At 70.4% G+C, this 13,285-nt stretch carries 16 protein-coding genes and 2 pseudogenes; 4 read left to right on the forward strand and 14 right to left on the reverse strand.

Annotation, left to right across the window (positions count from 1 at the left end; translation table 11 throughout):
* Positions 1 to 45 precede the first annotated feature (45 nt).
* Together LRS04_RS21800 and LRS04_RS21805 are read left to right on the forward strand one after the other, a co-directional pair.
* Entirely contained in the window at positions 46 to 1,098 is a 1,053-nt protein-coding gene (locus LRS04_RS21800; RefSeq protein ID WP_257818182.1) for a GGDEF domain-containing protein, read from the forward strand.
* Positions 1,099 to 1,168: 70 nt separating this feature from the next.
* Positions 1,169 to 1,975 (forward strand): enoyl-CoA hydratase-related protein, encoded by an 807-nt coding sequence (locus tag LRS04_RS21805; protein WP_257818183.1) that lies wholly within the window; start codon positions 1,169 to 1,171, stop codon positions 1,973 to 1,975.
* Here the strand turns inward: LRS04_RS21805 and LRS04_RS21810 are convergent.
* From LRS04_RS21810 to LRS04_RS21855, 10 genes and pseudogenes are all read right to left on the reverse strand, one after another.
* Positions 1,972 to 2,247 carry a 2TM domain-containing protein gene (locus tag LRS04_RS21810; RefSeq protein ID WP_257818184.1) on the reverse strand — a complete coding sequence of 92 codons (276 nt, stop codon included), beginning with the start codon at positions 2,245 to 2,247 and terminating at the stop codon, positions 1,972 to 1,974. The two genes, LRS04_RS21805 and LRS04_RS21810, sit on opposite strands and share 4 nt — an antisense overlap.
* 55 nt (positions 2,248 to 2,302) lie before the next feature.
* Positions 2,303 to 2,713, reverse strand: a complete 411-nt coding sequence (locus LRS04_RS21815; RefSeq protein ID WP_257818185.1) for an iron-sulfur cluster assembly accessory protein — start codon at positions 2,711 to 2,713, stop codon at positions 2,303 to 2,305.
* Positions 2,713 to 3,075 carry an SUF system Fe-S cluster assembly protein gene (locus tag LRS04_RS21820; protein WP_257818186.1) on the reverse strand — a complete coding sequence of 121 codons (363 nt, stop codon included), beginning with the start codon at positions 3,073 to 3,075 and terminating at the stop codon, positions 2,713 to 2,715. The genes LRS04_RS21815 and LRS04_RS21820 overlap by 1 nt, the downstream gene beginning before the upstream one ends.
* A gap of 9 nt (positions 3,076 to 3,084) precedes the next feature.
* On the reverse strand, positions 3,085 to 4,299 hold the full coding sequence (locus LRS04_RS21825) for an aminotransferase class V-fold PLP-dependent enzyme (RefSeq protein WP_257818187.1): 1,215 nt from the start codon (positions 4,297 to 4,299) through the stop codon (positions 3,085 to 3,087).
* Positions 4,300 to 4,301: 2 nt separating this feature from the next.
* Positions 4,302 to 5,168: a Fe-S cluster assembly protein SufD gene (gene sufD, locus LRS04_RS21830; protein WP_308238203.1), complete on the reverse strand. Its 867-nt coding sequence runs from the start codon at positions 5,166 to 5,168 to the stop codon at positions 4,302 to 4,304.
* Between the two features lie 154 nt (positions 5,169 to 5,322).
* Positions 5,323 to 6,070 (reverse strand): annotated as a pseudogene (sufC, locus tag LRS04_RS21835) (Fe-S cluster assembly ATPase SufC).
* The gene (locus LRS04_RS21840) at positions 6,070 to 6,483 is read right to left on the reverse strand and encodes a hypothetical protein (protein WP_257818188.1); all 414 of its coding nucleotides are present in this window, start codon (positions 6,481 to 6,483) and stop codon (positions 6,070 to 6,072) included. The pseudogene sufC and the gene LRS04_RS21840 overlap by 1 nt, the downstream one beginning before the upstream one ends.
* Positions 6,480 to 7,951 (reverse strand): annotated as a pseudogene (sufB, locus tag LRS04_RS21845) (Fe-S cluster assembly protein SufB). Before sufB ends, LRS04_RS21840 begins: the two are co-directional and overlap by 4 nt.
* Positions 7,951 to 9,099: a cysteine desulfurase family protein gene (locus LRS04_RS21850; RefSeq protein ID WP_257818189.1), complete on the reverse strand. Its 1,149-nt coding sequence runs from the start codon at positions 9,097 to 9,099 to the stop codon at positions 7,951 to 7,953. The pseudogene sufB and the gene LRS04_RS21850 overlap by 1 nt, the downstream one beginning before the upstream one ends.
* Positions 9,096 to 9,530 carry an Rrf2 family transcriptional regulator gene (locus LRS04_RS21855; protein ID WP_257818190.1) on the reverse strand — a complete coding sequence of 145 codons (435 nt, stop codon included), beginning with the start codon at positions 9,528 to 9,530 and terminating at the stop codon, positions 9,096 to 9,098. Before LRS04_RS21855 ends, LRS04_RS21850 begins: the two co-directional genes overlap by 4 nt.
* Before the next feature lie 158 nt (positions 9,531 to 9,688).
* Here LRS04_RS21855 and LRS04_RS21860 point away from each other — a divergent pair, with 158 nt between their 5' ends.
* On the forward strand, positions 9,689 to 10,339 hold the full coding sequence (locus tag LRS04_RS21860; RefSeq protein ID WP_257818191.1) for an alpha/beta hydrolase: 651 nt from the start codon (positions 9,689 to 9,691) through the stop codon (positions 10,337 to 10,339).
* A gap of 2 nt (positions 10,340 to 10,341) precedes the next feature.
* Positions 10,342 to 10,719 carry a nuclear transport factor 2 family protein gene (locus LRS04_RS21865; protein ID WP_257818192.1) on the forward strand — a complete coding sequence of 126 codons (378 nt, stop codon included), beginning with the start codon at positions 10,342 to 10,344 and terminating at the stop codon, positions 10,717 to 10,719.
* Here LRS04_RS21865 and LRS04_RS21870 read toward each other — a convergent pair.
* The 4 genes from LRS04_RS21870 to LRS04_RS21885 form a co-directional block, all read right to left on the reverse strand.
* Positions 10,716 to 10,931: a hypothetical protein gene (locus LRS04_RS21870; RefSeq protein ID WP_257818193.1), complete on the reverse strand. Its 216-nt coding sequence runs from the start codon at positions 10,929 to 10,931 to the stop codon at positions 10,716 to 10,718. The genes LRS04_RS21865 and LRS04_RS21870 overlap by 4 nt on opposite strands.
* An 82-nt stretch (positions 10,932 to 11,013) precedes the next feature.
* Positions 11,014 to 11,862 carry a HAMP domain-containing sensor histidine kinase gene (locus tag LRS04_RS21875; RefSeq protein WP_257818194.1) on the reverse strand — a complete coding sequence of 283 codons (849 nt, stop codon included), beginning with the start codon at positions 11,860 to 11,862 and terminating at the stop codon, positions 11,014 to 11,016.
* A complete protein-coding gene (locus tag LRS04_RS21880; protein ID WP_257818195.1) occupies positions 11,859 to 12,584 on the reverse strand; it encodes a hypothetical protein in 726 nt (241 codons plus the stop codon). Before LRS04_RS21880 ends, LRS04_RS21875 begins: the two co-directional genes overlap by 4 nt.
* Positions 12,581 to 13,285, reverse strand: coding sequence for a response regulator transcription factor (locus LRS04_RS21885; protein ID WP_257818196.1), 705 nt, complete (start codon positions 13,283 to 13,285; stop codon positions 12,581 to 12,583). The genes LRS04_RS21880 and LRS04_RS21885 overlap by 4 nt, the downstream gene beginning before the upstream one ends.

A 13,285-nucleotide genomic window follows, 5' to 3' on the forward strand; every position in this document is an offset into this window, starting at 1 on the left:
GCCGGTGGATGCGTGCGCTGCGTCCCCGGGTTGGATCTGGAGCCCATGTCGTCCGACGTCGAAACCCTCCTGAGGGCCCCTACGGCCTACGCGATCGCCCGCCGGGCGATCGCGGCCATGGAGCAGCACAGGGTCTGGCCGACTCCGGGCAACTTCGAGGTCTGGATCCACTATGTGGCGCATAAGGACGGCCCCCTGGCCGCCGAGATCGACCAGATGCTGGAGGCCGGCGAGGCGTTCACCGATGCGGTGGGCGAGCAGCTCGCCGCCAAGTACCTGCCCAAGGCCAAGCTGAACGGCGAGATCCTGGACGCCGGCGACGCGCTCGCCCAGGAACTGGACAGCGTCTCCCGCGCCATCGAGAGCGCCCGCGAGACCAGCGAAGCCTATGGCCAGCAGCTCGCCACCGCCTCCAAGTCGCTGGAGAACGAGGACACCTCCGGTATCAAGGAGATGGTGGAGACGCTGACCAGCGCCACCCGCCGGGTCCAGCGCGAGAACCGCACCCTGGAGACGCAGCTCGCCGACACGACCGCCGAGGTCGGGCGGCTGAAGGAACACCTCGAGCTGGTGCGCCGCGACGCGCTCACCGACGGCCTGACCCACCTCGCCAACCGCAAGGCGTTCGACGAGGCGCTCGAGAAGGCCTGCTCCGAGGCCGAGGCCTCGGGCCAGACGCTGACGCTCGCCGTCCTCGACATCGACCATTTCAAGAGCTTCAACGACACCTGGGGCCACCAGACCGGCGACCAGGTGATCCGCTACGTCGCCTCGGTGATCGGCCGCGCCGGCCGCTCGCCGCGCATCGCCGCCCGCTATGGCGGCGAGGAGTTCGCGCTGATCTTCCCGGGCGAGACCGGCGAGACGGCCCGGGCGGTGCTGGAGGACATCCGCGAGGAGGTCTCCTCCCGCGTGCTGAAGCGACGCTCGACCAACGAGGACCTCGGCGCGATCACGGTTTCGGCTGGCTTTGCGGAGCGCGGGCCCGGCGAGACCACGGCCGGTCTCGTGGAGCGGGCGGACGCCGCGCTCTATGCCTCCAAGCGCGGCGGCCGCAACCGCACGACGGCCGCCGACCCGGTGGCCAAGGCGGCCTGACGCTTTTTCTCTAGCCTGACGCCGGGGTATCTTTCCTTCTATCGGGCCCAAGAGCTCGAGGGAGGAAGACATGGACGGGACGCAGGCCGCCGCGAAGGTGAAGACCTCCATCGAGGATCGCGTGGGCGTGATCACGCTGTCCGATCCGGGCACCCTGAACGCCGCGGGCCTCGACCTGATGGGCGACCTGCTCGCGGCCTTCGAGGACTTCGCCTACGGCGACAAGGTCCGTTCGATCATCATCACCGGGGAAGGACGCGGCTTCTGCTCGGGCGCGAACCTCAGCGGCGGCAGGGCCGGCTCGGCGCCGAACCCGAACGGCCCCAACGATTCCCTGCTTCGCACCTACAACCCCTTCGTCTCGGCGGTCCGGAAGTCGCCGAAACCGCTGATCAGCGCGGTGAACGGCGTGGCGGCGGGCGTCGGCGTGTCCCTGGCCCTGATGGGCGACCTGATCGTGGCGTCGGAAAGCGCCTACTTCCTGCTGGCCTTCCGCCGCATCGGCCTGGTTCCGGACGGCGGGGCGACGTGGCTGCTGCCGCGCTACCTCGGCAAGGCTCGGGCGATGGAGCTGATGCTCCTGGGCGAGAAGCTGCCCGCCAAGACCGCGCCTCGACTGGGGCCTGATCAACAAGTGCGTTCCGGACGCCGAACTCATGGACGCGGCCATGGGCTATGCCCGCGCGCTGGCCGACGGTCCCGCCTCGCTCGGCCTGACTCGCAACCTCGTGTGGGAGGGCCTGGACGCCGACTGGCACCTGCAGCTGGAGGCCGAGGCCTATGCGCAGGGGGGCGGCCGGCCGAACCGAGGACGCGCGCGAAGGCGTCATGGCCTTCCTCCAGAAGCGTCCCGCCGAGTTCAAGGGGAAGTAGCTAGCGCCTCGCCTTGAGGCGTTCGAGTTCCTTCTCCACCAGGCGCTCACGGCTGTCGCCGAGGTAGCCGAAGGTGGCCGCCGCGTGGGCTGCGAGGCCGATGCCCCAGCCGATCGCCGGCCAGAAGGCCCAGTCGATCCCCGGCGACGTCACCCAGTCGATGGCGAACAGGCCGGCGTTGACGATCATATAGGCTGTCAGGTGGCTACGGAAGGCCAGCTTCATGTCCGCCCGCCGTTCGGCCTGGCGGCGAAGCTCTGAGTCGGCGTCGGTCATAGGTCCCTCCCCGGTCGGGAGCGAGCATAACGCGGGTCGGCGGACGAACCTAGGCTCAGAGGCCGGTGGCCGGCTCGATGGTGACGCTCTCGCCACAGCCACAGGCATCGGTCTCGTTCGGGTTGCGGAACACGAACTTGGCCGAGAGCTTGGTGACCTCGTAGTCGATCTCGGTGCCGATCAGGAACAGCACCGCCTTGGGCTCCACCAGGATGGTGACGCCCTTGTCCTCGACCACCTCGTCCAGCGGGTCGGCGGACTCGGCGTATTCCAGGACGTACTCCTGTCCGGCGCAGCCGCCGTTCTTCACGCCGACCCGCAGGCCGATGTAGGGCCGCTCGGCCCCATCTTTCCTGGGTTGGGCCATGATCTCGCGGACGCGTTCGGCCGCCCGATCGCTCAGGGTGACGACCTTCGGCCGGGGGGCGCCTGACGCGCGGCTGGGGGTGACGCCGAGGGTTTCCATCAGAACATGTTCAGCTGGAGCTTGGCCTCGTCGGACATCCGCGAGGGATCCCACGGCGGATCGAACACCAGCTCGACCTTGCAGGAGCGGATCTCGGGGATCTCCCTCACCGCGTCCTCGACCCAGCCCGGCATCTCCCCGGCCACAGGGCAGCCCGGGGCGGTCAGGGTCATGTCGATGGCCACGTCCTTGTCGTCGGAAACGTCGACCTTGTAGATCAGGCCGAGCTCGTAGATGTCGACCGGGATCTCCGGATCGAACACCGTCTTGAGCTTCTCGATCAGTTGGTCGGTCAGCACGTTCAGCTCCGCCTGGGACAAGGGAGCGGTCGTTTGCGTCTCGACGGGTGCGGCGTCGTCCATATCCATCACTTAAGCGAAAAAGGCCTGAGCCTTGGTAAGCGCCTGGACGAAGGCGTCGGCCTCGTCCTCGGTGTTATATAGGGCGAAGGAAGCGCGCGCGCTCGACGTCACCCCGAAACGTTTCATCAGCGGCTCCGCGCAGTGGGTGCCAGCGCGCACCGCCACCCCGTAGCGGTCGAGAATCTGGGCCACGTCGTGGGCGTGGGCGCCGTCGACGGTGAACGAGAGGATCGCGCCCTTCTCCGGCGTGTCGCCGATCACGCGCAGCCAGTTGGCGCCCGCAAGACCTTCGCGGACGCGGTCGTAGAGCGCCTTCTCGTGGGCGGCGATGGCGATGCGGTCGAGGCCCGAGAGCCAGTCGATGGCCGCGCCGAGGCCGATGGCCTCGAGGATCGGCGGCGTGCCGGCCTCGAAGCGGTGCGGCGGGTCGGCGTAGGTGATCTCGTCCTGGGACACCGTGCCGATCATCTCGCCGCCCCCTTGATAGGGCGGAAGCGCCGCCAGGCGCTCGGCCTTGCCGTAGAGGATGCCGATGCCGGTGGGGCCATAGAGCTTGTGGCCGGAGAAGACGTAGAAGTCGGCGTCGATGGCCTTCACGTCGATCGGCTTGTGGACGATGGACTGGCAGCCGTCGAAGAGGACGATCGCCCCCACCTCATGGGCCATGCGGGCGAGGTCCTGGGCCGGGTTGATGGTCCCCAGCACATTGGACATGTGGCTGAGCGCCACGACCTTCGTCTTCGGGCCCAGCAGGCTCTGGAAGTGCTCCAGGTCAAGGTCGCCGCGATCGGTGACCCGGGCCCACTTCAGCACGACGCCCTTGCGCTCCCGCAGGAAGTGCCAGGGGACGATGTTGGCGTGGTGCTCCATCTCGGAGACCACGATCTCGTCGCCGGCCTGCAGGCTGGCCCCGATGCCCGCGGCCACCAGGTTGATGGCTTCGGTCCCGCCCTTGGTGAAGACGACCTCGGTCTCTGCCGCGCCGATGAAGGCGGCGGCCTTGCGGCGGGCCGCCTCGTAGGCGTCGGTGGTCTCGTTGGCGAGCGTGTGCAGGCCGCGGTGGACGTTGGCGTAGGAATATTCCATCGCCCGGCTCATGGCCTCGATCACCGCCCGCGGCTTCTGGGCCGACGCGGCGCTGTCCAGATAGACCAGCGGCTTGCCGTGCACCTGGCGGCTGAGGATCGGGAAGTCGGCGCGGATCGCCTCGGCGTCAAAGGCCATGGTCATCCCCTCAGCCGTTCGGCGAGCCAGGCGCGGACGATCTCGCGAGCGCCGTCGTGGCCGATCCGGTCGGCGACCTCGCCCACGAAGGCCTCGGTCAGCAGGGCTTTGGCCTCGTCGGCCGGGATGCCGCGCTGCTCGGCGTAGAACAGGGCGTCCTCGTCCAGAGCGCCGACCGTGTTGCCGTGCGCGCAGGACACGTCGTCGGCGTAGATCTCCAGCTCCGGCTTGGCGTCGACCTCGGCGCGGTCGGAGAGGATCAGCGCGTGGTGGCCCATGCGCGCGTCGGTGCGGTCGGCGCCTTCGGCGACGACGATGCGGCCCTGGAAGACGCCGCGGGCCTGGTCGCGGACCACGCCCTTGGTAAGTTGCCCGGTGACTCCGTCGACGCCCTGGTGGGTGACCACCGTGGTGATGTCGGCGTGGCGCTTGCCGGAGAGCAGATAGGCGCCGTCGAGGCGAAGCTGGGCATGTCCGCCCGGATGGCCGACGCGCGTCTCGATCCGCTGGCGGCGCGCGCCCGAGACGAGGACCGTCTGGCCGAAGCTGGCGTCGGCCGACAGACGGACCTCCGCATCGCTGACCGCCACGCCCTCGGGGTCCTCCTCGGCGAGGACCAGGCGTTCCACGGCCGCGCCAGCGGCCAGCTCGAGGACGAGCGAGGTCTGGGCGAGGTAGCTCCCCTGCCCTTCATAGCTCTCGAACAGCTCCAGGCGGCCGCCCTCGGCCACGGTGATCCGCACGGCGGCGGCATGGGCGCCGTCGCCGCGGGAGACGACGCGCAGGGCGATGGCGCGGCTCTCGCCCGCACCCACTGCGATCACCGGCGCCGCAGCGCCGTTCGCGATCACCAGAACCTCGTCGGCCAAGGCGTCGAACGGACCCGCACCGAGCTCCCCGCGAGGGGCTGCGACGGCTCCGGGAGGACGCGGATCAGGCCGCGCAGGTCGGTCCAGCGCCAGTCCTCCTGACGCTTCCCAGGCAGCTCGCCGACGTCACGCGTCCGGATGGCGAGGGCGAGGCTCAAGCGGCCCTCGCGTACTTGTCGTAGCCTTCGGCCTCGAGCTGCAGCGCCAGCTCCGGGCCGCCGGTCTCCACGATGCGGCCGCCCGCCAGGACATGCACCTTGTCGGGTTTGATGTAGTCGAGCAGGCGCTGGTAGTGGGTGATCACCAGCATCCCACGGTCCGGCGAGCGGAGCGCGTTCACCCCGTCGGCGACGATCCGCAGCGCGTCGATGTCGAGCCCGGAATCGGTTTCGTCGAGGATCAGGAAGCGCGGCGAAAGCATCGCCATTTGAAGGATTTCCATCCGCTTCTTCTCACCGCCGGAAAAGCCGACGTTGAGGGGCGCGCTTGAGCATGTCGAAGTCGATCTTCAGGTCGGCGGCCTTGGCCCGGGCGAGCTTCAGGAACTCGGGCGCCGTGATCTCCGCCTCGCCGCGCGCCTTGCGCTGGGCGTTCAGCGCCGTGCGGATGAAGGTCAGCGCCGGCACGCCCGGGATCTCCAGCGGGTACTGGAACGACAGGAACACGCCCTTCGCCGCGCGCTCGTAGGGCGCCAGCGACAGCAGGTCCTCGCCGTCGAGGGTGGCGGCGCCGCCGGTCACCTCGTAGCCCTCGCGGCCCGTCAGGACGTAGGACAGGGTCGACTTGCCCGCGCCGTTCGGCCCCATGATGGCGTGGACCTCGCCGGCCGGGACCTCCAGGGAGAGCCCCTTCAGGATCTCCTTGCCCTCGACTTCGGCGCGCAGGTTGGAAACGGAAAGCATCAACGGGTCTCGTCCACCAGGTATTGGGCCATGACCCGGAGCGCGTCCTCGACGCTCTCCACGGTCTCTTGCTTGCGGGGCGCGGCCGAGCCCGGGAGGGCCGTGCGCTTGTCCGACGCCGTCACGCTGCCCTTGCCGGCTTCCCAGTAGGCGGCGATCCGGAAATTGTCGTGGTCGATCGACACCGTGTAGCGGCGGCGGTCGACGGTCAGGCCGCGTTCGGCCAGGAAGGCCGGGTCGCTCGACAGCGCGTTCAGCAGCGTCTCCGCATTGGCGAGATCGGCTTCCTGCTGGCGGCGCTCGGCCTCGTCCCGGGCGCGCCGCTCCAGCTCGCGCCGGGCGTACTCGACCTCGAAGGCGTCCTTCAGGTTCAGGCCGGGCTTTTCGGCGCTGCTCTTGGTCTTCGACGTCACCCCACGCTCCCTTCCAGCGAGATCGCCACCAGCTTCTGCGCCTCCACGGCGAACTCCATGGGCAGCTCCTGCAGCACGTCCTTCACGAAGCCGTTCACCAGCAGCTGCACCGCCTCCTCCTGGGAGAGCCCGCGCTGCATGGCGTAGAACAGCTGGTCCTCGGAAAGGCGCGTGGTCGTCGCCTCGTGCTCGAACTTCGCCTGGCCGTTGCGCGCCTCGATGTAGGGCACGGTGTGGGCGGCGCAGTGCTTGCCGATGAGCAGGCTGTCGCACTGGGTGAAGTTTCGCGCGCCCTTGGCCTTCGGGTGCGCCGAGACCAGGCCGCGGTAGGTGTTGGACGACCGGCCGGCGCTGATGCCCTTCGAGATGATCCGCGAGCGGGTGTTGGCCCCCAGGTGAATCATCTTGGTGCCGGTGTCGGCCTGCTGGCGGCCGTTGGTGATGGCGATCGAGTAGAACTCGCCGACGCTCTCGTTCCCGCGGAGCACGCACGAGGGGTACTTCCAGGTGACCGAGGAGCCGGTCTCGACCTGGGTCCAGCTGACCTTCGAGCGGTCGCCGCGGCAGTCGGCGCGCTTGGTCACGAAGTTGAAGATGCCGCCCTTCCCGGTCTCGGGGTCGCCCGGGTACCAGTTCTGGACGGTGGAGTATTTGATCTCGGCGTCGTCGAGGGCCACCAGTTCGACCACCGCGGCGTGGAGCTGGTTCTCGTCGCGCTGAGGCGCCCGTGCAGCCCTCCAGGTAGGACACGTAGGCGCCCTTGTCGGCGATGATCAGGGTCCGCTCGAACTGGCCGCTCTCCGCCGCATTGATGCGGAAATAGGTGGAGAGCTCCATCGGGCAGCGGACGCCCGGCGGCACATAGACGAAGCTGCCGTCCGAGAAGACTGCCGAGTTCAGGCAGGCGAAGTAGTTGTCGGAAACCGGCACCACCGTGCCCAGGTACTGGCGCACCAGGTCGCCGTGGTCGCGGATCGCCTCGCTCATCGAGCAGAAGATCACGCCGGCCTCGGCCAGCTCCTTCTTGAAGGTGGTGACCACGCTGACGCTGTCGAAGACCGCGTCGACGGCGTACTTCGGCGCGCCCTGGACGCCGGCCAGCACCTCCTGCTCGCGGAGCGGGATGCCGAGCTTCTTGTAGGTCTCCAGCAGCTCGGGATCGACCTCGTCGAGGCTCTTGGGCCCCTCCTTCGTCTTCGGCGCGGCGTAGTAGTAGCTGTCCTGGTAGTCGATGCGCGGGAAGCTCACCTTGGCCCAGGTCGGCTCCTCCAGCGCCAGCCAGCGCTCGAAGGCTTCCAGGGCGCCAGGCCAGCATCCACTCCGGCTCGTCCTTCTTGGCCGAGATGAAGCGCACGATGTCGGCGGAGAGGCCCTTGGGCGCGTATTCCTGCTCGATGTCCGTGACGAAGCCGTGCTTGTACTTCTCCAGGCTCTGGACGTGTTCGACGGTCTGTTTGACGGCGGCCATTACGCAACTCCTGCGGCGGCGGGCGCACGGCGCGCCGCATGCCGCGAATGGGCTTCGGACCAGGCCTCGAAGAACCTGTTCCAGTCGGCCTCGGATGTATTCCAGCCCCCGCTGACGCGGAGGGCGCACGATGCGAGCTCGCCCTGCCCCATGGCGGAGAGGACGTGGCTCGCCTTGACCTTGCCCGAGGAGCAGGCCGATCCGGCGCTGACCATGACCCCGGCGAGGTCCAGCGCCATGACCTGCAGCTCGGACGCATAGCCGGGCGTGGCGAAGCAGAGCGTCTGCGGCAGGCGCTCGGCGCCCTCGCCCATGATCACGCAGCCCTGCGCCTTCAGCTTCGCGGCGACCGCGTCGCGCCAGGCGGCCTGGGGCGCCAGTTCGCGGGTGTTGGCGAGCTTCGCCGCCGCGCCGAAGCCAGCGATGCCGGGGACGTTTTCGGTGCCGGCCCGGCGGCCGCGCTCCTGGCCGCCGCCGTGCAGGCGGCGCGAGAGGGTGGCGCGCGGCCCGAAGGTCAGCGCGCCGGCGCCCTGCGGGCCGCCGATCTTGTGGGCCGAGACGGTCAGGGTGTCGACGCCGATGCCGCGGCTGTCGATGACCATCTTGCCGGCCGCCTGGATGGCGTCGACGTGCAGCCAGCCGTCGGCGGCGCGGACGATCTCGGACGCGGCCTTCACCGGCTGGATCACGCCGGTCTCGTTGTTGGCCAGCATCAGGGCGACGAACGGCTTGCCGTCCGCGGCGTCCCAGCGGAACAGGCGCTCGGCCAGCCAGCCGAGGTCGGCGACGCCGTCGGAGGTCACCGGCAGCACCTCGACCGCGGCGCCGGACGCCTTTGCGGCCTCCAGGACGCTGTCGTGTTCGATGGCGCTGACGATCAGGCGCCGCGCGCCGACCGCCACGGCGCTCTCGACGGCGAGCGCATTGGCCTCGGTGCCGCCGGAGGTGAACACCACCGTCTGCGGCGGGGCGGCGATCAGGTCGGCCACCGCGGCGCGGGCGTTTTCCACCGTCGCGCGGGCGGCGCGGCCCACGGCATGGACGGAGCTCGGATTGCCGCCGGCCTCGAGCGCGCGCGCGATCGCAGCGGCCGCCTCGGGGCGGACCGGCACGGTGGCGTTGCAGTCGAGGTAGACGGCGCGGGTCATGCGGCTTGCTTGCGGTCCCCGAGGCGGCCGCCGACGACGTCGGCGAGGCTGACGGAGGCGAGATAGGTCTCGATCTGCTGGCCGAGGTCTTCCCAGAGGTCGTGGGTCAGGCAGCGCTCGCCCTTCAGCATGCAGCCCTTGGATTCGGCGCAGCGGGTGGCGCGCAGCGGCTCGTCCACCGCGTGGACGATCTCGGCGATGGTGGTCTCGTCGGCGGTGCGGGCCAGACGGTAGCCGCCGCCGGGACCCCGGGCGCTCTTCACCAGACCCTTGCGGCGGAGCCGGGCGAACAGCTGCTCCAGGTAGGAGAGCGAGATCTCCTGGCGGGCGGCGATGTCGGCGAGCGCCACGGCGCGCTCGGCGTCGGTCTGGCGTCGCGCAAGGTCCGCCATCGCCATCACGGCGTAGCGGCCTTTGGTGGAGAGACGCATGGCGTTGACCCAATGCAGTTTTCGCGCGCATCCCGGCTCGCCTGTGCTACAAGCCGCCGCCTTGCGCGCGGGCCTTCAGCCCAGTCCGGCCAGGATGGGCTGGACTTAGGAAGACCCAGCGCAGCAGTCAAGTATTCTGGGCTTGGAAGAGGAATTCTATGCCAGAGGTGGTTCTGACCGGTGCGGCCGGGCGGATCGAAGGCCGTTACACGCAGGGCAAGAGCGAGACCGCGCCGGTCGCCCTCATCCTGCACCCGCATCCCAAAGCGGGCGGCCAGATGAACAATCCGGTGACCGTTCAGCTCTTCCACCTGTTCATGAAGCGCGGCTTCTCGGTGCTGCGGTTCAACTTCCGCGGCGTGGGCCGCTCGCAGGGCGAGTTCGACTCAGGAATCGGCGAGCTGGCCGACGCGGCGACCGCGCTCGACTGGCTGCAGTCGACCAATCCGGCCGCCTCCCAGTGCTGGGTCGCCGGCTACTCCTTCGGCGCCTGGGTGGGCATGCAGCTCCTGATGCGCCGTCCGGAGACCGACGGCTTCATCTCGGTGTCGCCGCCGACCAACGCCTACGACTTCAGCTTCCTGGCCCCCTGCCCGGCCTCGGGCCTGATCCTGCATGGCGGCAACGACACCGTGGTGCCGCCGGTCGAGGTGGAGCGCGTGGTCTCGAAGCTGCGGACCCAGAAGGGGATCGTCATCGACTACGACGTGGTCGAGGGCGCGAGCCACTTCTGGATGGAGAACCTGCCGGACGTTGAGCGTCGGGTCGGCGACTACCTCGACAAGCGCCTGGCGGCCGAACCGGCCTGACCATGACGGCGCCGGACGACGCGATCCGCGCGCGCCGGCGCCTGACCAACAAGCTGATCGCCGCCCACGAGGCGGCGCGCCTGAAGCCGTTCTTCGCGGCCGACGCGCGGCTGATCGCCGGCGACGGCGGGCTGATTCTGGGCGCCGACCAGATCATCGAGGCCTTCGCCGGCCAGTTCCGCGATCCCGACTTCGTCGACTATGTCCGGACGCCGGAGACGGTCGAACTCGACGCCGCGGGCGACCGGGCGGCCGAGACCGGCCGCTGGGTCGCGCACTGGAAGTCCGGCGAGATGTCGGGCGCCTACATGGCTGCCTGGCGGAAACAGACCGGCCAGTGGGTGATCGAGAGTGAGCTCTTCGTCACGCTCGCCGGCTAGACGGTCCGCGCCGCCGCCCGCTCCAGCGCCGCCAAGGTATAGGCCGCGAACGCGGCGCAGCGCTTGGCGCTGCCCTCGTCGGGGGCGAAGCCGCCCGCGTCACGGCCCGCCGGCGTGGTCAGCCGCCAGAGCCAGGCGTCGCCCCGCTCCAGCACCGCGATCCGGTAGCCGCTGGCGATCCCGTACTGCACTTCGTGCCCGGCCCGATCCATGACGCGTCCTCCTTGGTCTGGAGGCACCCTCGTCCGCGCCGGCGCAGAGGCGATGGCGGAGCCTGAGGAGGTTCCGTGCAGGTCAGGCGAGCGGCAGGGCCATCTCGAAGCGCGCGCCGGTCGGTGATCGCACGAGCTCCAGCCGGGCATGGCTCGCCGCCAGCAACGAGCGGGCGATGGAAAGGCCGAGCCCCGTCCCGCCCTCGGCCCTGCGGCTCGTGAAGAAGGGCTCGAACAGACGCTCGCGGTCGGCGGCCGGTACGCCCGGGCCATCGTCGGTGACGCTGAGGACCAGCTCGACGGCGCTCGCCTCCGCGGCGACCCGGGCCGTGGAGGCGCCGGCCTGCCTGGCGTTCTGCAACAGGACGGTGAGGACGGTCTCGATGGTCGCCGCCGGCACGGCGACCGGCGGGATGGCGTCCAGCCGGTCCACGTCCACCCGGAAGCCCTCCGCCGCCTGGCCATCCGCGGCGCGGCGCACGGCAGGCTCCACCGAGACCGCGACGCCCGCTTCCGGCGTCGCCATGTCCGCCCGGGCGAGGTCGAGGAGACGGCCGACGAGCTGCGAGAGGCGGTCGGCGTCGGCGGCGATATTGCCGAGGAAGCGCTGCCGCTCCTCCGGGCTCATGGTCTCCAGATGGTCCTGCAGCAGCTCCACGGCCCCGCCGATCCCGGCCAGCGGCGTCTTGAACTCGTGGCTGACGGCGGCGGCGAAGTCGCGAAGATAGCCGCTCCGGCGCTCGATCCGCTCGGCCATGGCCCGGAAGTCCTCGTAGAGCTGGCGGATCTCCACGGCGGCGGTGGCCGGCGTGGGCGGGATGTCGCCGCCGCCCGCCGCCACGGCCCGCGAGGCGGCGCTGAGCTGTTCGATCGGCCGCGTCACGCCCCGCGACACCAGCCCGGCCATCAGCACCAGCAGGCCGAAGATCACCCCGGTGCCCAGCAGGATCTTGCCCCGGTCCTCGTAGAGCCCGCGGAACAGCGCCCGGGGGAACGCGAGAGCAGCAGAACGCCCACCACCTCGCCGTTCGCCACGACGGGCCGGGCGTGGTGCAGGCGCAGCGACGAGGCGCGGCTGAGGAACTCGAAGGGCGAGGTCGCCTGATAGTCGCCGTTCCGGCGAAAGACCGTGCGCGGCTGGCCCGCGAGCGCGTCGCGGACCTCGGGGAGGCTTGAAAGCTCGCGGCCGTAGCCGCGGCCCCGCACGATGATGCCGCTGCGGTCGAGCAGCAGGACCGAGGCCAGGGTGGTGCGCGTGGTCCGCTCGATCACCGGGTCCATCCGGTACGCGACAGTGAGCGCGTCCACCTCGGCCTTGCGCCGGGTGACGGCCGGCCGTGGCCGCTCCGGCAGCACGGGCGAGTTGGTCAGGTCGATGGTGGTCCGCTCCGGTACGTAGTAGTCGGGCGCCCGGCGGTTGAACGGGCGGCCCTCGCGCGGGACGCCGGGCCACTGGGCCGCCGCCGCCGCCGCCAGGGCGGCGCCCTGCGCCACCAGCTCGGCTTCCGTCTGACGGACCAGGGTGTTCTCGTAGACCCGCAGCGAGAGCGCCGCGACGCCGGGCAGCGCCGCCACCGTCAGCAGCACCGCGAACAGGATCGCCCGCAGGCGGAGCGGCGGCCAGTGACGGGCGACGAAACCCTTCAGGCTCACGCCGCCTGGCCGAGGCAGGCGCCCAGCCGGTAGCCGACGCCGGCCCGGGTCTCAATCACGTCGTGGCCGCCCAGCGTCGCGAACTTGCCCCGCAGGTTGCGGACATGGCTGTCGATGGTCCGGTCGGTGATCGCGAAGCCCGGGCCGTGCAGCCGGTCGATGATCGCGTCGCGCGTGAAGACGCGGCTGGGCGCGCCCATCAGGGTCCGCAGGATCGTGAACTCGGTGACGGTCAGCGGCGCTTCCTCGGCGCCCCAGCGGGCCGTCCAGCTCTCGGGATCGAGGGTCAGGCGGCCGTGGGTCATCAGGCCGGCCGTCTCGACGCGGAGCGCCGGCCCCCTTGCCCGCCTGAGGATCGCCTGCACCCGGGCCACCACTTCCCGCGGGCTGAACGGCTTCACGACATAGTCGTCGCCGCCGAGCTCGATGCCGAGCACCCGGTCGATCTCGTCGTCGCGGGAGGACAGGAAGAGGATCGGCAGGTCGCCCTGGGCGCGGATCTTCCGGCAGACGTCGAGGCCGTTGAGCTTCGGCATGTTGATGTCGAGCACCACCAGGTCCGGCGGGACCTCGGCGATGGCGCTGAGCGCCGCCTCCCCGTCCTCGGCCTCGCGCGTGGCCAGGCCCGCCTTCTCGAGGGCGAAGGCGAGGAGCTGGCGGATATGGGGGTCGTCGTCGACGACGAGGACGGTCTGGGACAT

Source organism: Phenylobacterium sp. J367 (assembly GCF_024699985.1).
Lineage (GTDB): Bacteria > Pseudomonadota > Alphaproteobacteria > Caulobacterales > Caulobacteraceae > Phenylobacterium.